The sequence below is a fragment of the Pseudarthrobacter siccitolerans genome (assembly GCF_030823375.1).
Taxonomy (GTDB): Bacteria; Actinomycetota; Actinomycetes; order Actinomycetales; family Micrococcaceae; genus Arthrobacter; species Arthrobacter siccitolerans_A.
This window is the reverse complement of record NZ_JAUSXB010000001.1, coordinates 2,451,129-2,475,070: the sequence shown is the minus strand read 5'-3', so window position 1 is coordinate 2,475,070 and position 23,942 is coordinate 2,451,129. Positions and strand designations below refer to the sequence as shown.

Genomic DNA, 23,942 nt, shown 5'->3' with positions numbered 1-23,942 from the left:
GTTTGCGCTGGGTAGTGTTTGGCACACTGTTGGGTCCTGAGGCAACAGGGCCGGGGGTTGTTCGTGGCTTTGGCTGTGGTTCCCCTGGGTTTGTTTGTTTCTGGTTTCCTGGCTGCACCGATCATGCGCGGAGGCCCTTTCGGGGGTTGTTGTGTGGGGTGTGTGGTTTGGGGTTGTTGTTTGAGAACTACATAGTGGACGCGAGCATCTTTTATAAGAAGCAATTTCCAAGAATATGAACCTGGATCTGGCTGCGCTTGGTGATGACTGGCCCCTTTTTGGGGGTTGGTGGTTGTTGGGTGTGGTTGGTTTTCGTGGTTCTCTCGTGAATTAGTTTTTTGATCTTTTGTGGTCAAGTTTTTAAGAGCACACGGTGGATGCCTTGGCATTAGGAGCCGAAGAAGGACGTAGGAATCTGCGATAAGCCTGGGGGAGTCGATAACCGGACTGTGATCCCAGGGTGTCCGAATGGGGAAACCCCGCCAGACGCGCGAGTGATCTGGTGACCCGCATCTGAACACATAGGGTGCGTGGAGGGAACGCGGGGAAGTGAAACATCTCAGTACCCGCAGGAAGAGAAAACAATAGTGATTCCGTTAGTAGTGGCGAGCGAACGCGGATCAGGCTAAACCGTTCCATGTGTGATAGCCGGCGGGCGTTGCATGGTCGGGGTTGTGGGACTTTCCGTTCTGTCTCTGCCGGGACAGTGGGGTGTGATGTGCAGGCATAGGTGAACGGTCTTGAAAGGCCGGCCAGAGAGGGTGTGAGCCCCGTAACCGTAATGTTGTGTACCGCCTGGAGAGTATCCCAAGTAGCACGGGGCCCGAGAAATCCCGTGTGAATCTGTCAGGACCACCTGATAAGCCTAAATACTCCCTAATGACCGATAGCGGACCAGTACCGTGAGGGAAAGGTGAAAAGTACCCCGGGAGGGGAGTGAAACAGTACCTGAAACCGTGTGCTTACAATCCGTCGGAGCAACCTTAGTAGTTGTGACGGCGTGCCTTTTGAAGAATGAGCCTGCGAGTTAGTGTTACGTCGCGAGGTTAACCCGTGTGGGGAAGCCGTAGCGAAAGCGAGTCTGAATAGGGCGTTGCAGTGGCGTGATCTAGACCCGAAGCGAAGTGATCTACCCATGGCCAGGTTGAAGCGACGGTAAGACGTCGTGGAGGACCGAACCCACTTCAGTTGAAAATGGAGGGGATGAGCTGTGGGTAGGGGTGAAAGGCCAATCAAACTTCGTGATAGCTGGTTCTCCCCGAAATGCATTTAGGTGCAGCGTTGCGTGTTTCTTGCTGGAGGTAGAGCTACTGGATGGCTAATGGGCCCTACAAGGTTACTGACGTCAGCCAAACTCCGAATGCCGGTAAGTGAGAGCGCAGCAGTGAGACTGTGGGGGATAAGCTTCATAGTCGAGAGGGAAACAGCCCAGACCACCAACTAAGGCCCCTAAGCGTGTGCTAAGTGGGAAAGGATGTGGAGTTGCCCAGACAACCAGGAGGTTGGCTTAGAAGCAGCCATCCTTAAAAGAGTGCGTAATAGCTCACTGGTCAAGTGATTCCGCGCCGACAATGTAGCGGGGCTCAAGTACACCGCCGAAGTTGTGGCATTCAGATTTTTGCTAAGCCCTTGTGGTTCAGGCGTCTGGATGGGTAGGGGAGCGTCGTGTGGGCGGTGAAGTCGCGGTGTAAACCAGCGGTGGAGCCTACACGAGTGAGAATGCAGGCATGAGTAGCGAAAGACGGGTGAGAAACCCGTCCGCCGAATGATCAAGGGTTCCAGGGTCAAGCTAATCTGCCCTGGGTAAGTCGGGACCTAAGGCGAGGCCGACAGGCGTAGTCGATGGACAACGGGTTGATATTCCCGTACCGGCGAAAAACCGCCCATGCTGAACAGGGGATACTAACTGCCCGAGACCTGCCCGATCACCCTTGTGGTGTGAGGGTTTTGGTGGAGCGCAGGACCTGATCCTGGGAGGCAAGCGTATTAACAGGTGTGACGCAGGAAGGTAGCCGAGCCGGGCGATGGTTGTCCCGGTCTAAGGATGTAGGGCGAACGGTAGGCAAATCCGCTGTTCATGATGCCTGAGATCTGATGGGACCCCCGTTTGGGGGGATTTGGTGATCCTATGCTGCCGAGAAAAGCATCGACGCGAGGTTTTAGCCGCCCGTACCCCAAACCGACACAGGTGATCAGGTAGAGAATACTAAGGCGATCGAGAGAATTATGGTTAAGGAACTCGGCAAAATGCCCCCGTAACTTCGGGAGAAGGGGGGCCCCAACCTTGATGGACACAAGCTGTCCGGAGGGGATCGGGGCCGCAGAGACCAGGGGGAAGCGACTGTTTACTAAAAACACAGGTCCGTGCGAAGTCGCAAGACGATGTATACGGACTGACTCCTGCCCGGTGCTGGAAGGTTAAGAGGACCGGTTAGCCTCACGGCGAAGCTGAGAATTTAAGCCCCAGTAAACGGCGGTGGTAACTATAACCATCCTAAGGTAGCGAAATTCCTTGTCGGGTAAGTTCCGACCTGCACGAATGGAGTAACGACTTCCCCGCTGTCTCAACCATAAACTCGGCGAAATTGCAGTACGAGTAAAGATGCTCGTTACGCGCAGCAGGACGGAAAGACCCCGAGACCTTTACTATAGTTTGGTATTGGTGTTCGGAGTGGCTTGTGTAGGATAGGTGGGAGACGTTGAAGCCCGGACGCCAGTTCGGGTGGAGTCATCGTTGAAATACCACTCTGGTCACTTTGGACATCTAACTTCGGCCCGTAATCCGGGTCAGGGACAGTGCCTGATGGGTAGTTTAACTGGGGCGGTTGCCTCCTAAAAAGTAACGGAGGCGCCCAAAGGTTCCCTCAGCCTGGTTGGCAATCAGGTGTCGAGTGTAAGTGCACAAGGGAGCTTGACTGTGAGAGAGACATCTCGAGCAGGGACGAAAGTCGGGACTAGTGATCCGGCGGTACATTGTGGAATGGCCGTCGCTCAACGGATAAAAGGTACCTCGGGGATAACAGGCTGATCTTGCCCAAGAGTCCATATCGACGGCATGGTTTGGCACCTCGATGTCGGCTCGTCGCATCCTGGGGCTGGAGTAGGTCCCAAGGGTTGGGCTGTTCGCCCATTAAAGCGGTACGCGAGCTGGGTTTAGAACGTCGTGAGACAGTTCGGTCCCTATCCGCTGCGCGCGCAGGAAATTTGAGAAGGGCTGTCCTTAGTACGAGAGGACCGGGACGGACGAACCTCTGGTGTGTCAGTTGTACTGCCAAGTGCACCGCTGATTAGCTACGTTCGGATGGGATAACCGCTGAAAGCATCTAAGCGGGAAGCTCGCTTCAAGATGAGATTTCCATACACCTTGTGTGTGAGAGGCCCCCAGCCAGACCACTGGGTTGATAGGCCGGATGTGGAAGCGAGGACTAACGACTCGTGAAGCTGACCGGTACTAATAGGCCGATAACTTACACCACACACCATCCACCGTGAACGGACTCTTCAAAGACGTTCACACCAGGTGATGGTAAAAAGAAACAAGACTGCTTGCGTCCACTATGTGGTTCCCAAACAACAAACCAAACCAATGGTTTCGTTGCCACAGGAACACACAATTGAATAACAACACCACTGCTGCATCACTGCAGAACATGTTGTAACCACAGATTTCCCACACCACCCCGCAAAGGGTGTGTGACGGGTAGAAGGGTTACGGCGGTCATAGCGTGGGGGAAACGCCCGGTCCCATTCCGAACCCGGAAGCTAAGACCCACAGCGCCGATGGTACTGCACCCGGGAGGGTGTGGGAGAGTAGGTCACCGCCGGACATAAATTAAAGAGTAGGGCCCTGACAAACGACGTCAGGGCCCTACTCTGCTTTAACCCCCAAAACCACCAACACGCACCACCACCTCCCGCACCCATCCAGGGAACCCTCCATCACCTTCCGCACCCATCCAGGGAACGCTCCATCACCTCTGGGGTTACCCGCAAATCGTGGACAGGTGATCAGGCGGCTTGTGCCGGCTGAAGTTTATTGCTGGTGAGGAACTGTTCGTGTTCCACCGGCGTGGTGTAGCCCAGGGCTGAGTGGAGTCGAGAGCGGTTGTAGAACTCCTCGATCCAGCGTCCGGTTTCCCGGATCGCGTCCTGCCTTGTTGTCCACCGGCGCCGGTCGTAGAACTCGGTTTTCAGGGTCGACCAGAAGGACTCCTGCATCGCGTTGTCCCAGCACACGCCTGTCCGCCCGACCGACTGCCTAATACCCAACCCGGAGCAGACGTCGTTGAGCTGGGCGGAGGTGTACTGGGTGCCGCGGTCTGCATGGAACACCACCCCGGCCGGGCCGCCGCCGCGCAGGACGTAGGCCATGCGCAGCGCCCGCTCCACCAGGCTGGTGATTTGGGTGGAGTCCATCGCCCACCCAATCACACGCCGGGAGCAGGCATCCCTGACAGCACACAAATACACCCACCCTTCACCGGTGCGCAGGTACGTAATGTCCGAGATCCAGACCGCATCCAGCTCGCCAGTGTCCCACTTTCTGGCCACCAGATCAGGGATCGAATGCACCCGCGCCTCACCGATCGGCGCTACCGGGCGGAACCGCCGTGGCGAGATTCCTTCCAGGCCTTGCCGACGCATCGACGCGGCCACAGTCTTCCGGTCAACACCGGTCCCGTTCCTGGCCAACGCGGCCTGCACCCTGGGCGCCCCGTAGATCCCGGTCGAATCCCGGTGCACCCGCCGGACCTTCGCATCAAGTTCCGCCCGCAGCACGGCCCGCTCCGACTCCTCGGAGCTTCGTCGGCGCCAGGCGTAGAACCCGGACCGGGACACTCGCAAAAGCCGGGCCATCCGCTGGACCGGGTAGTTAGCCTTCTCGGCCTCCATCAGCTCGAAGCATTCCGATTCTGCTGCTTGGAAGCGAAGAAGGCTGCGGCTTTTCCCAGGAACTCGTTATCCATCCGCAACTGCGCGTTCTCCCTGCGCAAACGCTCCAGCTCAGACTTCTCCGTCTCAGCCGCAGCGAACTCCTCGGGAGCCTCCAGCCGGGCCCGTTCCTGAGCCACCCACCGGCCAAGCAACTGCTCACCCAGACCCAGCTCCCGGGCCACCGGCGCGACCGGCCGGCCCGTATCGATGACAAGGCGCGCAGCCTCCCGCCGATACTCCGGAGTGAATTTACGTCGTGTCGTGCTCACAAGAACACCTTCCCGCAGAATCCCAGGATCCCGCTACTTCAGGTGTCCACCAACAGAGGTTAACCCCACCTCCCGCACCGGTCCGGGGGACGCCCCATCACTTTCCGCACCGATCCGCGAAACCCTCCACCAGGTTCTGCCCGGATCCGCTGAATGCTCCGGACCCTCCCGACCACACCCGCCTAGACTTACCGTCATGGCCTCACGTTCCCGCGCACCCCGCATCCAGCGAGCAACGATCCTGGATGTTGCGGCCGCCGCGGGTGTCTCGCGCCAAACTGTGACCCGCGCAATGAACGAGATGCCAGGAATCAGCCCGGCCACCCGGGAGCGCGTCCAGCAGCTGGCGGCGGAGCTCGGTTACACGCCCAGCCGATTTGCGAAGGGCCTGGTGCAGGGAGCCCGGACTTCCCTGGGGCTGGCCATACCGGACCTCACCAACCCGTATTTCCCGGCTTTTGCGTCCAGCGTGGTGGAAGTAGCAACCCAGCGCGGCTGGAACGTGGTGGTTGATGATTTTGGCCACGGCAGCGGGAGCGGCCTGGATGCCGTAACCCGGCTCGCACCGCAGGTTGATGCCCTTATCGGCTATCTCGGAGCGCTCTCGAATGATGCCCAGGCCATGATGGGCTGGCGCCCGGTGGTGGTGCTGGATTATCCGGCGGGGCAAGCTGCCGGGGGCATCTCTTTCGACTACTTGCACGGGGCCGGGCTTGCACTCCATCGCTTCGAGGCGGACCATCGCCGGCGGATCGCCTACCTCGACTCGGACCAGGAGGGCCCGGCCACTACCCGTGGAGTTGCCGTGGCCGCAGCGGCCGCCGATGCGGGCATTGAGCTCATCGTCCGCCGCAGCGCAGACACCGCGCCCGCGGCCCGCGGCGCAGTCCGGTCAATGCTCGAGGAACACAGCGGGATCGACGGGCTGCTGGTGTTCAATGACCTGATGGCGGCGGGGGCCTTGAAAGCCCTGTCCGACACCGGAAGGACTGTTCCCGGGGACTGCGCGGTGATTGGGATGGACGGTATACCCCTGGGGGAGCTCGTGACGCCGGAGCTGACCACGCTGGCACTGGACCTCAGGGCGGTAGGCCGGTCCGCCGTCGACCTCGTGGACAATCTTCTCAGCGGCGCCATCGAAGCCGGGAGTGAGGAGGCCAAGCTGGTCCTCAAGCACCAGCTGGTGCTTCGGCAATCCGCCTGAACCCTACTCAAGACGGGCAAATAACGGTAGGCTGGGTTCGTCACCGTGAACGTTCACGTCGTGCTGTGCGTGCAGATCTGCTGACACCCTCCGGATAAACCCATGAAGCAAGGAAGCCCATGCCAGTTCACTCCCCATCGGTCCTCTCCGGCAAGTTCCCTGAAACCCCTGCAGAGTCCCGGAGCCTGGAACTAGGCGCAGAGGCCATCGCGGATCTGGTCTCCCTGGAACCTGGGAAAGGAACGCTGCCGGAACGGGCCTACCTGCACAGCGACGCCCCGCGGTTGTCACTGAACGGGGACTGGCAATTCCGGCTCAGCGCCGGAATCAGGGTGGCTCCTGACGGCTGCTGGCAGCTGGGGGAGGACCTGGAGGGCTTCGGCATCCTGCCTGTCCCGTCCAGCTGGCCCATGCACGGCCACGGTGCACCCGCCTACACCAACGTCCAGTTTCCGTTCGCCGTGGAGCCGCCGCACGTCCCCGAGGCCAACCCCATCGGCGACCACGTGATGGTCTTCGAGGCCGGGCCCGAATTCCTGCCACACGCTCTGCTGCGGTTCGACGGCATCGAATCTGCCGGAACGGTGTGGTTGAACGGCGTGGAACTCGGCACCACACGGGGCAGCAGGCTGGCCCATGAATTCGACGTGACCGGAATCCTCAAACAGGGGAAAAACATCCTGGCCGTGGGGGTGGCGCAGTTCTCCGCCGCCAGCTATGTGGAGGACCAGGACATGTGGTGGCTCCCCGGCATCTTCCGCGACGTCACGCTGCAGGCCCGCCCGGCGGACGGAATGGACGATGCTTTTGTCCACGCTGGATACGATCACCGCACGGGCGAGGGCATCCTTTCCGTGGAGGTGAGCCGGGGCGGGCAGGCGATTGACGCCGTCGTTCGCCTACCGGAATTGGATGTGGAACTGGCCGCCGGTACTGAGGTGCGCATCCCCGCCGTCGAACCCTGGTCCGCGGAGGTGCCCCGGCTGTATGAGGCAACCATCACTGCACCCGGCGAGACGGTAACGCTGCAGGTGGGCTTCCGTTCGATTGCCATCGAGGACGCGCAGTTCAAGGTCAACGGACGGCGGATCCTGCTGCGCGGCGTCAACCGCCATGAGCACCACCCGCGCCTTGGACGCGTGGTTCCCCGGGACGTCGTGGAGGCCGAGTTGCGGCTGATGAAGCAGCACAACATCAACGCCATCCGGACGTCCCACTACCCGCCGCACCCCGACTTCCTGGCCCTCGCGGACCAGTTCGGCTTCTACATTGTGCTGGAGTGTGACCTCGAAACGCACGGCTTCGTGAGCGCTGGCTGGGCCCAGAACCCAAGCGATGATCCCCAGTGGGAGGAGGCTCTGGTTGACCGCATGCGCCGGACCGTGGAGCGTGACAAGAACCACCCGGCAGTGATCATGTGGTCACTGGGCAATGAGGCCGGCACAGGCAGGAACCTCGCGGCCATGTCGCGCTGGGCCAAGGACCGGGACCCGTCGCGCCCCATCCATTACGAAGGTGACTGGTCCTCCGAGCACGTTGACGTATATTCCCGGATGTACGCCAGCCAAGCGGAGACGGCCCTGATCGGGCAAGGAATTGAGCCGCCTCTGGACGACACCGCGCTGGACGCCCGACGCCGGTCCATGCCTTTGTGCTCTGCGAATACGTGCACGCCATGGGTAATGGCCCCGGCGGCATGACGGAGTACCAGGAGCTTTTCGAGAAGTATCCGCGCCTGATGGGCGGGTTCGTCTGGGAATGGCTCGAACACGGCATCACCATCACATCCTCGGAAGGGGGCCGGCACTATGGCTACGGCGGCGACTTCGGTGAGGAAGTTCACGACGGCAACTTCGTCACCGACGGCTTGGTGGACGCCGACCGCAACCCCAGGCCAGGGCTGCTGGACTTCAAGAAAGTCATCGAACCTCTCCGCATCACAGTGGCCGATGACTGGTCCGGCTTCACCATCCGCAACGTACAGGACTTCGCGGACACGTCCACGTTCAGCTTCCGCTACACGGTAGAGGCCGACGGCGGCGCGCCCGAGGGCGGGACAGTGGACGTTGCGCCGGTGTCACCTCAGGATGAGGCATTTGTGCCGCTTCCTGCCGGCCTTGCGGCTTTGGCTTCGGGGCTGACTTACTGCCGCGCTTCCGTCCTGACCGTGACTGCGTTCCTCGCCGCTGAAACGGCCTGGGCCCCGGCGGAGCACGAAGTTGCGTGGGGGCAGTCAGTCCGTGAAGGGGCTTCCCCTGGCAACCCGTCGCCGGTTGAGCCGGTGCATGTCCTGGACACCGAACTTCAGCTGGGGCCGGTGCAGTTCAGCCGGATCACCGGCATGCCCACCTCTATTGGCGGCGTAGCGGTGGAGAAACTGGCCTTGACGTTGTGGTGGCCGCCCACGGACAACGACCTGGGCAGGGAGTGGGGCGGTGATGATGACCGCCCGCTCGCCACCCAGTGGAAGGACGCCAGGCTGAACCTGCTCCACGCACGACTGCTGGGTATCAGCGCGGAGGCCAGCCCTGAAGGCGGGGAAGCGCTGACGGTCCGTACGCGTGTCAGTGCAGCCGACAAGCAGTACGGCGTGTTTGTGGATTACACCTGGACCAGCGATGGCGAAGCCGTTGCGCTTCGGACACAGGTCCGGCCTGACGGCGCCTGGGTAAACCGGGGGTTTGAGGTTGAATGGGCCCGGATCGGACTGGAACTTGTGGTGGCTGACGAGGCTGCGGCCGTGAGCTGGTTCGGCCAGGGCCCGCATCAAAGCTACCCGGATACGGGGCAGGGAACCCGGATGGGATGGTTCGCAATGCCATTGGCGGAAATGGACGTGGACTACGTCCGGCCCCAAGAGTCGGGGGTCAGGTCCGGCGTCCGGTGGGCGGCAGTTGAGATGGGTGGCAGCACGCTCGAGATTTCCGGCGATCCTTTTGCGCTGACGGTCCGGCCCTACAGCCAGGACGTTTTGGATAAGGAGAACCACCGGCCGGACCTGAAGCCGGATGGGCGGACTTACATCTATCTCGACCATGCCCTCCGGGGAGTGGGAACTGCTGCCTGCGGCCCGGGTGTGCTGGAGCCGTACCGCCTCAAGCCCCGCGAAGCCGACTTCACGCTGGTGCTTTCGGTGCGTTAGCAGACGCAGCGCGAATGTGAGGCAGCGCATACGAGCCGGTCCTCCCCGCCGGAGCCTCGATCCCTTGAGACACCCCCTGAAATTCCTTGGTTTCTGGGGGGTGTGGGGGTGGGGTGGGGGTGGATTTGCGGGTTGGTGTGTGGGCGTGTATTGTTTTCTGAGTCGCCGCCGCTGATGCGGAAAGTTTGCGGCCAACCCCCTTCTTCAAATGGCCTGGAAAATGGTTCGCTTTTGGGCGTGCCGGTTCGGGTGGGGCTGATCGTTCGATGCTGGTAATCGCGGAAACGTTGATTTGCAAAGCTGGTGCGGGTCGGGTAACTTTGAAAAGTTGCTCCGGAGCGATCCTGAATGTTTGGTTTGGGTGGTGTCGGGTGTGTCTGTTGTTTGAGAACTCAATAGTGTGCCAAGTTTGTTGATACCGATTTTTTATTAAATTGGTTGGATTTGCCGGGCTGCCCGCCCCTGTGGGTGGTCTGGTTTTTACAGCTGGTTTCAAATTTTGTGCAGCTTTTGGTCCCGTTTTCCCGGGGCTGGGGGTTGTGTCTGTTTTTCTTCAACGGAGAGTTTGATCCTGGCTCAGGATGAACGCTGGCGGCGTGCTTAACACATGCAAGTCGAACGATGATCTCCAGCTTGCTGGGGGGATTAGTGGCGAACGGGTGAGTAACACGTGAGTAACCTGCCCTTAACTCTGGGATAAGCCTGGGAAACTGGGTCTAATACCGGATATGACTGATCATCGCATGGTGGTTGGTGGAAAGCTTTTTTGTGGTTTTGGATGGACTCGCGGCCTATCAGCTTGTTGGTGAGGTAATGGCTCACCAAGGCGACGACGGGTAGCCGGCCTGAGAGGGTGACCGGCCACACTGGGACTGAGACACGGCCCAGACTCCTACGGGAGGCAGCAGTGGGGAATATTGCACAATGGGCGCAAGCCTGATGCAGCGACGCCGCGTGAGGGATGACGGCCTTCGGGTTGTAAACCTCTTTCAGTAGGGAAGAAGCGAAAGTGACGGTACCTGCAGAAGAAGCGCCGGCTAACTACGTGCCAGCAGCCGCGGTAATACGTAGGGCGCAAGCGTTATCCGGAATTATTGGGCGTAAAGAGCTCGTAGGCGGTTTGTCGCGTCTGCCGTGAAAGTCCGGGGCTCAACTCCGGATCTGCGGTGGGTACGGGCAGACTAGAGTGATGTAGGGGAGACTGGAATTCCTGGTGTAGCGGTGAAATGCGCAGATATCAGGAGGAACACCGATGGCGAAGGCAGGTCTCTGGGCATTAACTGACGCTGAGGAGCGAAAGCATGGGGAGCGAACAGGATTAGATACCCTGGTAGTCCATGCCGTAAACGTTGGGCACTAGGTGTGGGGGACATTCCACGTTTTCCGCGCCGTAGCTAACGCATTAAGTGCCCCGCCTGGGGAGTACGGCCGCAAGGCTAAAACTCAAAGGAATTGACGGGGGCCCGCACAAGCGGCGGAGCATGCGGATTAATTCGATGCAACGCGAAGAACCTTACCAAGGCTTGACATGAACCGGAAACGCCTGGAAACAGGTGCCCCGCTTGCGGTCGGTTTACAGGTGGTGCATGGTTGTCGTCAGCTCGTGTCGTGAGATGTTGGGTTAAGTCCCGCAACGAGCGCAACCCTCGTTCTATGTTGCCAGCACGTGATGGTGGGGACTCATAGGAGACTGCCGGGGTCAACTCGGAGGAAGGTGGGGACGACGTCAAATCATCATGCCCCTTATGTCTTGGGCTTCACGCATGCTACAATGGCCGGTACAAAGGGTTGCGATACTGTGAGGTGGAGCTAATCCCAAAAAGCCGGTCTCAGTTCGGATTGGGGTCTGCAACTCGACCCCATGAAGTCGGAGTCGCTAGTAATCGCAGATCAGCAACGCTGCGGTGAATACGTTCCCGGGCCTTGTACACACCGCCCGTCAAGTCACGAAAGTTGGTAACACCCGAAGCCGGTGGCCTAACCCCTTGTGGGAGGGAGCTGTCGAAGGTGGGACTGGCGATTGGGACTAAGTCGTAACAAGGTAGCCGTACCGGAAGGTGCGGCTGGATCACCTCCTTTCTAAGGAGCACCTACGGATTGTTCATGCCATGTATGTGGTGTGGGGGTTTGTCAGGAGTAAAAGCCCGTTGCGCAGACGCAAGTTCTGCGGCGGGTGCTCATGGGTGGAATATCAACGAATAGCGGCTGCTTGTGTTTCTTTCTTGTCTAGTACGGATGCTTTGGTGTCCTGGAACGGCGGGGTTGGGGTGCGGGTGGTTTAGTGTTTGGCACACTGTTGGGTCCTGAGGCAACAGGGCCGGGGGTTGTTCGTGGCTTTGGCTGTGGTTCCCCTGGGTTTGTTTGTTTCTGGTTTCCTGGCTGCACCGATCATGCGCGGAGGCCCTTTCGGGGGTTGTTGTGTGGGGTGTGTGGTTTGGGGTTGTTGTTTGAGAACTACATAGTGGACGCGAGCATCTTTTATAAGAAGCAATTTCCAAGAATATGAACCTGGATCTGGCTGCGCTTGGTGATGACTGGCCTCTTTTTGGGGGTTGGTGGTTGTTGGGTGTGGTTGGTTTTCGTGGTTCTCTCGTGAATTAGTTTTTTGATCTTTTGTGGTCAAGTTTTTAAGAGCACACGGTGGATGCCTTGGCATTAGGAGCCGAAGAAGGACGTAGGAATCTGCGATAAGCCTGGGGGAGTCGATAACCGGACTGTGATCCCAGGGTGTCCGAATGGGGAAACCCCGCCAGACGCGCGAGTGATCTGGTGACCCGCATCTGAACACATAGGGTGCGTGGAGGGAACGCGGGGAAGTGAAACATCTCAGTACCCGCAGGAAGAGAAAACAATAGTGATTCCGTTAGTAGTGGCGAGCGAACGCGGATCAGGCTAAACCGTTCCATGTGTGATAGCCGGCGGGCGTTGCATGGTCGGGGTTGTGGGACTTTCCGTTCTGTCTCTGCCGGGACAGTGGGGTGTGATGTGCAGGCATAGGTGAACGGTCTTGAAAGGCCGGCCAGAGAGGGTGTGAGCCCCGTAACCGTAATGTTGTGTACCGCCTGGAGAGTATCCCAAGTAGCACGGGGCCCGAGAAATCCCGTGTGAATCTGTCAGGACCACCTGATAAGCCTAAATACTCCCTAATGACCGATAGCGGACCAGTACCGTGAGGGAAAGGTGAAAAGTACCCCGGGAGGGGAGTGAAACAGTACCTGAAACCGTGTGCTTACAATCCGTCGGAGCAACCTTAGTAGTTGTGACGGCGTGCCTTTTGAAGAATGAGCCTGCGAGTTAGTGTTACGTCGCGAGGTTAACCCGTGTGGGGAAGCCGTAGCGAAAGCGAGTCTGAATAGGGCGTTGCAGTGGCGTGATCTAGACCCGAAGCGAAGTGATCTACCCATGGCCAGGTTGAAGCGACGGTAAGACGTCGTGGAGGACCGAACCCACTTCAGTTGAAAATGGAGGGGATGAGCTGTGGGTAGGGGTGAAAGGCCAATCAAACTTCGTGATAGCTGGTTCTCCCCGAAATGCATTTAGGTGCAGCGTTGCGTGTTTCTTGCTGGAGGTAGAGCTACTGGATGGCTAATGGGCCCTACAAGGTTACTGACGTCAGCCAAACTCCGAATGCCGGTAAGTGAGAGCGCAGCAGTGAGACTGTGGGGGATAAGCTTCATAGTCGAGAGGGAAACAGCCCAGACCACCAACTAAGGCCCCTAAGCGTGTGCTAAGTGGGAAAGGATGTGGAGTTGCCCAGACAACCAGGAGGTTGGCTTAGAAGCAGCCATCCTTAAAAGAGTGCGTAATAGCTCACTGGTCAAGTGATTCCGCGCCGACAATGTAGCGGGGCTCAAGTACACCGCCGAAGTTGTGGCATTCAGATTTTTGCTAAGCCCTTGTGGTTCAGGCGTCTGGATGGGTAGGGGAGCGTCGTGTGGGCGGTGAAGTCGCGGTGTAAACCAGCGGTGGAGCCTACACGAGTGAGAATGCAGGCATGAGTAGCGAAAGACGGGTGAGAAACCCGTCCGCCGAATGATCAAGGGTTCCAGGGTCAAGCTAATCTGCCCTGGGTAAGTCGGGACCTAAGGCGAGGCCGACAGGCGTAGTCGATGGACAACGGGTTGATATTCCCGTACCGGCGAAAAACCGCCCATGCTGAACAGGGGATACTAACTGCCCGAGACCTGCCCGATCACCCTTGTGGTGTGAGGGTTTTGGTGGAGCGCAGGACCTGATCCTGGGAGGCAAGCGTATTAACAGGTGTGACGCAGGAAGGTAGCCGAGCCGGGCGATGGTTGTCCCGGTCTAAGGATGTAGGGCGAACGGTAGGCAAATCCGCTGTTCATGATGCCTGAGATCTGATGGGACCCCCGTTTGGGGGGATTTGGTGATCCTATGCTGCCGAGAAAAGCATCGACGCGAGGTTTTAGCCGCCCGTACCCCAAACCGACACAGGTGATCAGGTAGAGAATACTAAGGCGATCGAGAGAATTATGGTTAAGGAACTCGGCAAAATGCCCCCGTAACTTCGGGAGAAGGGGGGCCCCAACCTTGATGGACACAAGCTGTCCGGAGGGGATCGGGGCCGCAGAGACCAGGGGGAAGCGACTGTTTACTAAAAACACAGGTCCGTGCGAAGTCGCAAGACGATGTATACGGACTGACTCCTGCCCGGTGCTGGAAGGTTAAGAGGACCGGTTAGCCTCACGGCGAAGCTGAGAATTTAAGCCCCAGTAAACGGCGGTGGTAACTATAACCATCCTAAGGTAGCGAAATTCCTTGTCGGGTAAGTTCCGACCTGCACGAATGGAGTAACGACTTCCCCGCTGTCTCAACCATAAACTCGGCGAAATTGCAGTACGAGTAAAGATGCTCGTTACGCGCAGCAGGACGGAAAGACCCCGAGACCTTTACTATAGTTTGGTATTGGTGTTCGGAGTGGCTTGTGTAGGATAGGTGGGAGACGTTGAAGCCCGGACGCCAGTTCGGGTGGAGTCATCGTTGAAATACCACTCTGGTCACTTTGGACATCTAACTTCGGCCCGTAATCCGGGTCAGGGACAGTGCCTGATGGGTAGTTTAACTGGGGCGGTTGCCTCCTAAAAAGTAACGGAGGCGCCCAAAGGTTCCCTCAGCCTGGTTGGCAATCAGGTGTCGAGTGTAAGTGCACAAGGGAGCTTGACTGTGAGAGAGACATCTCGAGCAGGGACGAAAGTCGGGACTAGTGATCCGGCGGTACATTGTGGAATGGCCGTCGCTCAACGGATAAAAGGTACCTCGGGGATAACAGGCTGATCTTGCCCAAGAGTCCATATCGACGGCATGGTTTGGCACCTCGATGTCGGCTCGTCGCATCCTGGGGCTGGAGTAGGTCCCAAGGGTTGGGCTGTTCGCCCATTAAAGCGGTACGCGAGCTGGGTTTAGAACGTCGTGAGACAGTTCGGTCCCTATCCGCTGCGCGCGCAGGAAATTTGAGAAGGGCTGTCCTTAGTACGAGAGGACCGGGACGGACGAACCTCTGGTGTGTCAGTTGTACTGCCAAGTGCACCGCTGATTAGCTACGTTCGGATGGGATAACCGCTGAAAGCATCTAAGCGGGAAGCTCGCTTCAAGATGAGATTTCCATACACCTTGTGTGTGAGAGGCCCCCAGCCAGACCACTGGGTTGATAGGCCGGATGTGGAAGCGAGGACTAACGACTCGTGAAGCTGACCGGTACTAATAGGCCGATAACTTACACCACACACCATGCACCGTGAACGGACTCTTCGAAAGACGTTCACACCAGGTGATGGTAAAAAGAAACAAGACTGCTTGCGTCCACTATGTGGTTCCCAAACAACAAACCAAACCAATGGTTTCGTTGCCACGGGAACACACAATTGAATAACAACACCACTGCTGCATCACTGCAGAACATGTTGTAACCACAGATTTCCCACACCACCCCGCAAAGGGTGTGTGACGGGTAGAAGGGTTACGGCGGTCATAGCGTGGGGGAAACGCCCGGTCCCATTCCGAACCCGGAAGCTAAGACCCACAGCGCCGATGGTACTGCACCCGGGAGGGTGTGGGAGAGTAGGTCACCGCCGGACAACTATTAGGTCGAGGCCCCAACCAGCACTGGTTGGGGCCTCCCGCATTTAACAACAAACACCCCCACACGCAGGGCACCAGGGGCGCGCCGGCGGCCCCTCCCGCACCGCCTGCGGCAGCACCGCCGTCGCACCGGCAACGGTGGACGCTCCATCACCTCCGCGATCAATACAGAGACGCTCCATCAGCTTCCGCTCCGCCCGGCTGGCCGCCATGATGGGATCCTGTTGGAACGGGCTGCGTAACCCGCACGTTCGACGTGGAGGAGGAGATCATGTGGGAAAGCATCGCGGTAGCCGAGCCCTCCGACCGATGGACTGAGTTGGATGAGACCGGGTGGGACGCGTTGATTGGTTGGGCAGCTGGTCCCCAGAATTTGCGCCGTTTCCCCAACTCGGACGTTGGTCGCGCCGTTTCCATGACTTGTATTCGGGACGGAGTGACCGAACAGTTGGAAGAAGTCTTTACAGCAGCCGACCGCAAAGTTGTAGATGATTCCGTAGACGATTATCTGGCTGATGCAGGGATTCCAGCGAGGCCTCGAGGCTATCGCTGGTTTATCCGTGTACCCGAGGCTTACGAGTCTGCCGACGCGTTTCACCGTGATCTCCACGAGGCCATCAACGCCACCAGCCCAGCACAAGCATCACCTCACCCAGTCAACTGGCGCCCCCTGATTCAAGGAGTTGTTCAAAGTTTCTACTCCTAACGAATGGGGCTGATCCCTCGAGCCCGGGGGTTTGGCGCCTATAGGAGCATCATCGTAGGTGAACTTTGTCACTGAGCCGGCACATTCAACCTTAAGCAATGCCCATCAACACCTGGCGCGAGGCATATCGGGGACCGAGGAGAGATGCCGTGCTGGACGGAACCGCGCTTCTGGCCGAAGCCTTGGCTGCCCCAAGGATTCCTCCGGCGAGCTGCTCGTTCAACTTACTTCGAGAGCCCGCGAGGCGCTGCATCACGGCATTGGAGGTCTTGCTGACCGCGCATAACGTCGTAGCGGGGTTAGGCGCGTTTGCCCCGAAGAAATCCCTCTTGAAGGTAACCGCCCGACAATTCCAGTACCTCTCGCGCGAGTTCAACGAGAGAAGCGTCATTCCGGCCTGGGTCTCCTGCCCAAATGCATAAGCGGAGCGCCAGGTCGCTGCCATTGAGGTGGAGGCGACGGACGACCCATTTGCCGGCGCCAAGCCAACTGCCGCTCTCCATAAGGAACAGGTCAGCCGTTCCGTGGAAGACGTCCGATGCCAAGGCGAATGTCTCGGCGTCGTCTCCGCTGCCCACCAGGTCGTCGATAAGGGCACTCAAGTTGTAACGGCGAAGGTCACGTTCGTCATGGCCCAGGGGCAGCGGACCCCGAGTCATTTGTTCACGCGCGCGCATCTGCCACTCCGCGCCTACGCCGTTGTCTGTGAGAAGAATTCCACGGGCGCACAGATCGGCGATAACTGGCCGTCTTTCCAGTGCTTCCTTTTGATACCAAAAGTCCAGACTCTCCTCTGTGTGCACGAACTCCTCAACTAGCCACCCGCGGTATCGGGTCGTCGCGGCATAGTTCGCATGTCCGCTCGGATACAGAAGGGCGATGTCGAGATCGGACGTCGATGACGCAGTGCCGGCGGCCGCGCTTCCTCCCAGAACAGACGCGGAGGCACGGGGATGGTGCTCTTCCACGTAGGCCCGCGCCAGATGAATACACGCTCGATGACCCTGGGACCGCAGGGCGTTCGCTGAAGGGCGTAGTCATGCGTCCCAGTGTGCCCCATCAGGCCAATCGCTGGATGGCAGCCGGCACGCGAGGCGTCTTAACGTCTACTTGCTGGACCCTCGAGCTCCGAGGTGATGATTTTGGCGCTGACTTGGGTCGACAAGCGAATGTGAGCTAGTACATAAGGCGCCTTGTCGGGGGACTGGCGCCTTTCGGTGCGCTGCGCGCCCCTGAAATTCCTTGTTTTTTGGGGGTTTTGGGGGGTGTGGGGGTGGGGTGGGGGTGGATTTGCGGGTTGGTGTGTGGGCGTGTATTGTTTTCTGAGTCGCCGCCGCTGATGCGGAAAGTTTGCGGCCAACCCCCTTCTTCAAATGGCCTGGAAAATGGTTCGCTTTTGGGCGTGCCGGTTCGGGTGGGGCTGATCGTTCGATGCTGGTAATCGCGGAAACGTTGATTTGCAAAGCTGGTGCGGGTCGGGTAAGTTTGAAAAGTTGCTCCGGAGCGATCCTGAATGTTTGGTTTGGGTGGTGTCGGGTGTGTCTGTTGTTTGAGAACTCAATAGTGTGCCAAGTTTGTTGATACCGATTTTTTATTAAATTGGTTGGATTTGCCGGGCTGCCCGCCCCTGTGGGTGGTCTGGTTTTTACAGCTGGTTTCAAATTTTGTGCAGCTTTTGGTCCCGTTTTCCCGGGGCTGGGGGTTGTGTCTGTTTTTCTTCAACGGAGAGTTTGATCCTGGCTCAGGATGAACGCTGGCGGCGTGCTTAACACATGCAAGTCGAACGATGATCTCCAGCTTGCTGGGGGGATTAGTGGCGAACGGGTGAGTAACACGTGAGTAACCTGCCCTTAACTCTGGGATAAGCCTGGGAAACTGGGTCTAATACCGGATATGACTGATCATCGCATGGTGGTTGGTGGAAAGCTTTTTTGTGGTTTTGGATGGACTCGCGGCCTATCAGCTTGTTGGTGAGGTAATGGCTCACCAAGGCGACGACGGGTAGCCGGCCTGAGAGGGTGACCGGCCACACTGGGACTGAGACACGGCCCAGACTCCTACGGGAGGCAGCAGTGGGGAATATTGCACAATGGGCGCAAGCCTGATGCAGCGACGCCGCGTGAGGGATGACGGCCTTCGGGTTGTAAACCTCTTTCAGTAGGGAAGAAGCGAAAGTGACGGTACCTGCAGAAGAAGCGCCGGCTAACTACGTGCCAGCAGCCGCGGTAATACGTAGGGCGCAAGCGTTATCCGGAATTATTGGGCGTAAAGAGCTCGTAGGCGGTTTGTCGCGTCTGCCGTGAAAGTCCGGGGCTCAACTCCGGATCTGCGGTGGGTACGGGCAGACTAGAGTGATGTAGGGGAGACTGGAATTCCTGGTGTAGCGGTGAAATGCGCAGATATCAGGAGGAACACCGATGGCGAAGGCAGGTCTCTGGGCATTAACTGACGCTGAGGAGCGAAAGCATGGGGAGCGAACAGGATTAGATACCCTGGTAGTCCATGCCGTAAACGTTGGGCACTAGGTGTGGGGGACATTCCACGTTTTCCGCGCCGTAGCTAACGCATTAAGTGCCCCGCCTGGGGAGTACGGCCGCAAGGCTAAAACTCAAAGGAATTGACGGGGGCCCGCACAAGCGGCGGAGCATGCGGATTAATTCGATGCAACGCGAAGAACCTTACCAAGGCTTGACATGAACCGGAAACGCCTGGAAACAGGTGCCCCGCTTGCGGTCGGTTTACAGGTGGTGCATGGTTGTCGTCAGCTCGTGTCGTGAGATGTTGGGTTAAGTCCCGCAACGAGCGCAACCCTCGTTCTATGTTGCCAGCACGTGATGGTGGGGACTCATAGGAGACTGCCGGGGTCAACTCGGAGGAAGGTGGGGACGACGTCAAATCATCATGCCCCTTATGTCTTGGGCTTCACGCATGCTACAATGGCCGGTACAAAGGGTTGCGATACTGTGAGGTGGAGCTAATCCCAAAAAGCCGGTCTCAGTTCGGATTGGGGTCTGCAACTCGACCCCATGAAGTCGGAGTCGCTAGTAATCGCAGATCAGCAACGCTGCGGTGAATACGTTCCCGGGCCTTGTACACACCGCCCGTCAAGTCACGAAAGTTGGTAACACCCGAAGCCGGTGGCCTAACCCCTTGTGGGAGGGAGCTGTCGAAGGTGGGACTGGCGATTGGGACTAAGTCGTAACAAGGTAGCCGTACCGGAAGGTGCGGCTGGATCACCTCCTTTCTAAGGAGCACCTACGGATTGTTCATGCCATGTATGTGGTGTGGGGGTTTGTCAGGAGTAAAAGCCCGTTGCGCAGACGCAAGTTCTGCGGCGGGTGCTCATGGGTGGAATATCAACGAATAGCGGCTGCTTGTGTTTCTTTCTTGTCTAGTACGGATGCTTTGGTGTCCTGGAACGGCGGGGTTGGGGTGCGGGTGGTTTAGTGTTTGGCACACTGTTGGGTCCTGAGGCAACAGGGCCGGGGGTTGTTCGTGGCTTTGGCTGTGGTTCCCCTGGGTTTGTTTGTTTCTGGTTTCCTGGCTGCACCGATCATGCGCGGAGGCCCTTTCGGGGGTTGTTGTGTGGGGTGTGTGGTTTGGGGTTGTTGTTTGAGAACTACATAGTGGACGCGAGCATCTTTTATAAGAAGCAATTTCCAAGAATATGAACCTGGATCTGGCTGCGCTTGGTGATGACTGGCCTCTTTTTGGGGGTTGGTGGTTGTTGGGTGTGGTTGGTTTTCGTGGTTCTCTCGTGAATTAGTTTTTTGATCTTTTGTGGTCAAGTTTTTAAGAGCACACGGTGGATGCCTTGGCATTAGGAGCCGAAGAAGGACGTAGGAATCTGCGATAAGCCTGGGGGAGTCGATAACCGGACTGTGATCCCAGGGTGTCCGAATGGGGAAACCCCGCCAGACGCGCGAGTGATCTGGTGACCCGCATCTGAACACATAGGGTGCGTGGAGGGAACGCGGGGAAGTGAAACATCTCAGTACCCGCAGGAAGAGAAAACAATAGTGATTCCGTTAGTAGTGGCGAGCGAACGCGGATCAGGCTAAACCGTTCCATGTGTGATAGCCGGCGGGCGTTGCATGGTCGGGGTTGTGGGACTTTCCGTTCTGTCTCTGCCGGGACAGTGGGGTGTGATGTGCAGGCATAGGTGAACGGTCTTGAAAGGCCGGCCAGAGAGGGTGTGAGCCCCGTAACCGTAATGTTGTGTACCGCCTGGAGAGTATCCCAAGTAGCACGGGGCCCGAGAAATCCCGTGTGAATCTGTCAGGACCACCTGATAAGCCTAAATACTCCCTAATGACCGATAGCGGACCAGTACCGTGAGGGAAAGGTGAAAAGTACCCCGGGAGGGGAGTGAAACAGTACCTGAAACCGTGTGCTTACAATCCGTCGGAGCAACCTTAGTAGTTGTGACGGCGTGCCTTTTGAAGAATGAGCCTGCGAGTTAGTGTTACGTCGCGAGGTTAACCCGTGTGGGGAAGCCGTAGCGAAAGCGAGTCTGAATAGGGCGTTGCAGTGGCGTGATCTAGACCCGAAGCGAAGTGATCTACCCATGGCCAGGTTGAAGCGACGGTAAGACGTCGTGGAGGACCGAACCCACTTCAGTTGAAAATGGAGGGGATGAGCTGTGGGTAGGGGTGAAAGGCCAATCAAACTTCGTGATAGCTGGTTCTCCCCGAAATGCATTTAGGTGCAGCGTTGCGTGTTTCTTGCTGGAGGTAGAGCTACTGGATGGCTAATGGGCCCTACAAGGTTACTGACGTCAGCCAAACTCCGAATGCCGGTAAGTGAGAGCGCAGCAGTGAGACTGTGGGGGATAAGCTTCATAGTCGAGAGGGAAACAGCCCAGACCACCAACTAAGGCCCCTAAGCGTGTGCTAAGTGGGAAAGGATGTGGAGTTGCCCAGACAACCAGGAGGTTGGCTTAGAAGCAGCCATCCTTAAAAGAGTGCGTAATAGCTCACTGGTCAAGTGATTCCGCGCCGACAATGTAGCGGGGCTCAAGTACACCGCCGAAGTTGTGGCATTCAGATTTTTGCTAAGCCCTTGTGGTTCAGGCGTCTGGATGGGTAGGGGAGCGTCGTGTGGGCGGTGAAGTCGCGGTGTAAACCAGCGGTGGAGCCTACACGAGTGAGAATGCAGGCATGAGTAGCGAAAGACGGGTGAGAAACCCGTCCGCCGAATGATCAAGGGTTCCAGGGTCAAGCTAATCTGCCCTGGGTAAGTCGGGACCTAAGGCGAGGCCGACAGGCGTAGTCGATGGACAACGGGTTGATATTCCCGTACCGGCGAAAAACCGCCCATGCTGAACAGGGGATACTAACTGCCCGAGACCTGCCCGATCACCCTTGTGGTGTGAGGGTTTTGGTGGAGCGCAGGACCTGATCCTGGGAGGCAAGCGTATTAACAGGTGTGACGCAGGAAGGTAGCCGAGCCGGGCGATGGTTGTCCCGGTCTAAGGATGTAGGGCGAACGGTAGGCAAATCCGCTGTTCATGATGCCTGAGATCTGATGGGACCCCCGTTTGGGGGGATTTGGTGATCCTATGCTGCCGAGAAAAGCATCGACGCGAGGTTTTAGCCGCCCGTACCCCAAACCGACACAGGTGATCAGGTAGAGAATACTAAGGCGATCGAGAGAATTATGGTTAAGGAACTCGGCAAAATGCCCCCGTAACTTCGGGAGAAGGGGGGCCCCAACCTTGATGGACACAAGCTGTCCGGAGGGGATCGGGGCCGCAGAGACCAGGGGGAAGCGACTGTTTACTAAAAACACAGGTCCGTGCGAAGTCGCAAGACGATGTATACGGACTGACTCCTGCCCGGTGCTGGAAGGTTAAGAGGACCGGTTAGCCTCACGGCGAAGCTGAGAATTTAAGCCCCAGTAAACGGCGGTGGTAACTATAACCATCCTAAGGTAGCGAAATTCCTTGTCGGGTAAGTTCCGACCTGCACGAATGGAGTAACGACTTCCCCGCTGTCTCAACCATAAACTCGGCGAAATTGCAGTACGAGTAAAGATGCTCGTTACGCGCAGCAGGACGGAAAGACCCCGAGACCTTTACTATAGTTTGGTATTGGTGTTCGGAGTGGCTTGTGTAGGATAGGTGGGAGACGTTGAAGCCCGGACGCCAGTTCGGGTGGAGTCATCGTTGAAATACCACTCTGGTCACTTTGGACATCTAACTTCGGCCCGTAATCCGGGTCAGGGACAGTGCCTGATGGGTAGTTTAACTGGGGCGGTTGCCTCCTAAAAAGTAACGGAGGCGCCCAAAGGTTCCCTCAGCCTGGTTGGCAATCAGGTGTCGAGTGTAAGTGCACAAGGGAGCTTGACTGTGAGAGAGACATCTCGAGCAGGGACGAAAGTCGGGACTAGTGATCCGGCGGTACATTGTGGAATGGCCGTCGCTCAACGGATAAAAGGTACCTCGGGGATAACAGGCTGATCTTGCCCAAGAGTCCATATCGACGGCATGGTTTGGCACCTCGATGTCGGCTCGTCGCATCCTGGGGCTGGAGTAGGTCCCAAGGGTTGGGCTGTTCGCCCATTAAAGCGGTACGCGAGCTGGGTTTAGAACGTCGTGAGACAGTTCGGTCCCTATCCGCTGCGCGCGCAGGAAATTTGAGAAGGGCTGTCCTTAGTACGAGAGGACCGGGACGGACGAACCTCTGGTGTGTCAGTTGTACTGCCAAGTGCACCGCTGATTAGCTACGTTCGGATGGGATAACCGCTGAAAGCATCTAAGCGGGAAGCTCGCTTCAAGATGAGATTTCCATACACCTTGTGTGTGAGAGGCCCCCAGCCAGACCACTGGGTTGATAGGCCGGATGTGGAAGCGAGGACTAACGACTCGTGAAGCTGACCGGTACTAATAGGCCGATAACTTACACCACACACCATGCACCGTGAACGGACTCTTCGAAAGACGTTCACACCAGGTGATGGTAAAAAGAAACAAGACTGCTTGCGTCCACTATGTGGTTCCCAAACAACAAACCAAACCAATGGTTTCGTTGCCACGGGAACACACAATTGAATAACAACACCACTGCTGCATCACTGCAGAACATGTTGTAACCACAGATTTCCCACACCACCCCGCAAAGGGTGTGTGACGGGTAGAAGGGTTACGGCGGTCATAGCGTGGGGGAAACGCCCGGTCCCATTCCGAACCCGGAAGCTAAGACCCACAGCGCCGATGGTACTGCACCCGGGAGGGTGTGGGAGAGTAGGTCACCGCCGGACAACTATTAGGTCGAGGCCCCAACCAGCACTGGTTGGGGCCTCCCGCATTTAACAACAAACACCCCCACACGCAGGGCACCAGGGGCGCGCCGGCGGCCCCTCCCGCACCGCCTGCGGCAGCACCGCCGTCGCACCGCCTTCACTGCGGGAGCGTTGCCTGAGGGGCCGCAGGATGTGATGGGGCGTTGCCCGAGGGGCCGCAGGAAGTGAGAGAGCGTCGCCGGGGAAGGGTGTCCGGGAACTGCGGCAAGGCCGGCCTTTGCCGCCAAAGCGGGCCGGAAATCCCTAAGAATCTGGTGATTAACCTCAAAAAGTCGCGGAAACACG

6 protein-coding genes and 8 rRNA genes are annotated in these 23,942 nt (G+C 58.0%); 12 read left to right on the top strand and 2 right to left on the bottom strand.

The genetic code is table 11. The features are described from left to right. Positions 1 to 350 precede the first annotated feature (350 nt). Both QFZ36_RS11525 and rrf (QFZ36_RS11520) read left to right on the top strand, forming a co-directional pair. Positions 351 to 3,476 (top strand): 23S ribosomal RNA (locus QFZ36_RS11525). A gap of 234 nt (positions 3,477 to 3,710) precedes the next feature. Next, a 5S ribosomal RNA gene (gene rrf / locus QFZ36_RS11520) occupies positions 3,711 to 3,827 on the top strand. 181 nt (positions 3,828 to 4,008) lie between these two features. On the opposite strand, the gene QFZ36_RS11515 is transcribed toward rrf (QFZ36_RS11520), so the two are convergent. Continuing rightward, positions 4,009 to 5,204 (bottom strand): IS3 family transposase gene (locus QFZ36_RS11515; RefSeq protein WP_306633371.1). Its coding sequence is split into 2 segments (ribosomal slippage): positions 4,009 to 4,937 and positions 4,937 to 5,204, totalling 1,197 coding nucleotides; the frame shifts between segments, so codons are not numbered across the junction. Positions 5,205 to 5,400: 196 nt separating this feature from the next. On the opposite strand from QFZ36_RS11515, the gene QFZ36_RS11510 reads away from it, so the two are divergent. The 7 genes from QFZ36_RS11510 (at position 5,401) to QFZ36_RS11480 (ending at position 16,355) form a co-directional block, all read left to right on the top strand. After that, positions 5,401 to 6,408, top strand: coding sequence for a LacI family DNA-binding transcriptional regulator (locus tag QFZ36_RS11510; protein WP_306636563.1), 1,008 nt, complete (start codon positions 5,401 to 5,403; stop codon positions 6,406 to 6,408). A gap of 119 nt (positions 6,409 to 6,527) precedes the next feature. Continuing rightward, positions 6,528 to 8,108: a glycoside hydrolase family 2 TIM barrel-domain containing protein gene (locus tag QFZ36_RS11505; RefSeq protein WP_306636561.1), complete on the top strand. Its 1,581-nt coding sequence runs from the start codon at positions 6,528 to 6,530 to the stop codon at positions 8,106 to 8,108. Further along, positions 8,105 to 9,550, top strand: coding sequence for a beta-galactosidase domain 4-containing protein (locus tag QFZ36_RS11500; protein ID WP_306636559.1), 1,446 nt, complete (start codon positions 8,105 to 8,107; stop codon positions 9,548 to 9,550). The genes QFZ36_RS11505 and QFZ36_RS11500 overlap by 4 nt, the downstream gene beginning before the upstream one ends. 553 nt (positions 9,551 to 10,103) lie before the next feature. Then, positions 10,104 to 11,629: ribosomal RNA gene (locus tag QFZ36_RS11495) — 16S ribosomal RNA — on the top strand. 538 nt (positions 11,630 to 12,167) lie between these two features. Then, positions 12,168 to 15,293, top strand: a 23S ribosomal RNA gene (locus tag QFZ36_RS11490). Positions 15,294 to 15,528: 235 nt separating this feature from the next. After that, positions 15,529 to 15,645 (top strand): 5S ribosomal RNA (rrf, locus tag QFZ36_RS11485). Together the 16S, 23S and 5S rRNA genes form the textbook arrangement of a ribosomal RNA operon. A 275-nt stretch (positions 15,646 to 15,920) precedes the next feature. After that, entirely contained in the window at positions 15,921 to 16,355 is a 435-nt protein-coding gene (locus tag QFZ36_RS11480) for a DUF5956 family protein (RefSeq protein WP_306636557.1), read from the top strand. A 299-nt stretch (positions 16,356 to 16,654) separates the two neighbouring features. Here the strand turns inward: QFZ36_RS11480 and QFZ36_RS11475 are convergent, their stop codons facing one another. Continuing rightward, positions 16,655 to 17,323: a nucleotidyltransferase domain-containing protein gene (locus tag QFZ36_RS11475; RefSeq protein ID WP_373427038.1), complete on the bottom strand. Its 669-nt coding sequence runs from the start codon at positions 17,321 to 17,323 to the stop codon at positions 16,655 to 16,657. A gap of 750 nt (positions 17,324 to 18,073) precedes the next feature. Between QFZ36_RS11475 and QFZ36_RS11470 the strand changes: the two genes are divergently transcribed. The 3 genes from QFZ36_RS11470 (at position 18,074) to rrf (QFZ36_RS11460) (ending at position 23,615) form a co-directional block, all read left to right on the top strand. Continuing rightward, positions 18,074 to 19,599: ribosomal RNA gene (locus QFZ36_RS11470) — 16S ribosomal RNA — on the top strand. Between the two features lie 538 nt (positions 19,600 to 20,137). Further along, positions 20,138 to 23,263: ribosomal RNA gene (locus QFZ36_RS11465) — 23S ribosomal RNA — on the top strand. A 235-nt stretch (positions 23,264 to 23,498) separates the two neighbouring features. Then, positions 23,499 to 23,615: ribosomal RNA gene (gene rrf, locus QFZ36_RS11460) — 5S ribosomal RNA — on the top strand. Positions 23,616 to 23,942: the final 327 nt, after the last annotated feature.

Excerpts from the sequence above, each read along its gene's own strand:
- QFZ36_RS11510 (WP_306636563.1), top strand. The coding sequence starts at position 5,401 with ATGGCCTCACGTTCCCGCGCACCCCGCATCCAGCGAGCAACGATCCTG.
- QFZ36_RS11505 (WP_306636561.1), top strand. The coding sequence starts at position 6,528 with ATGCCAGTTCACTCCCCATCGGTCCTCTCCGGCAAGTTCCCTGAAACC.
- QFZ36_RS11500 (WP_306636559.1), top strand. The coding sequence starts at position 8,105 with ATGACGGAGTACCAGGAGCTTTTCGAGAAGTATCCGCGCCTGATGGGC.
- QFZ36_RS11480 (WP_306636557.1), top strand. The coding sequence starts at position 15,921 with ATGTGGGAAAGCATCGCGGTAGCCGAGCCCTCCGACCGATGGACTGAG.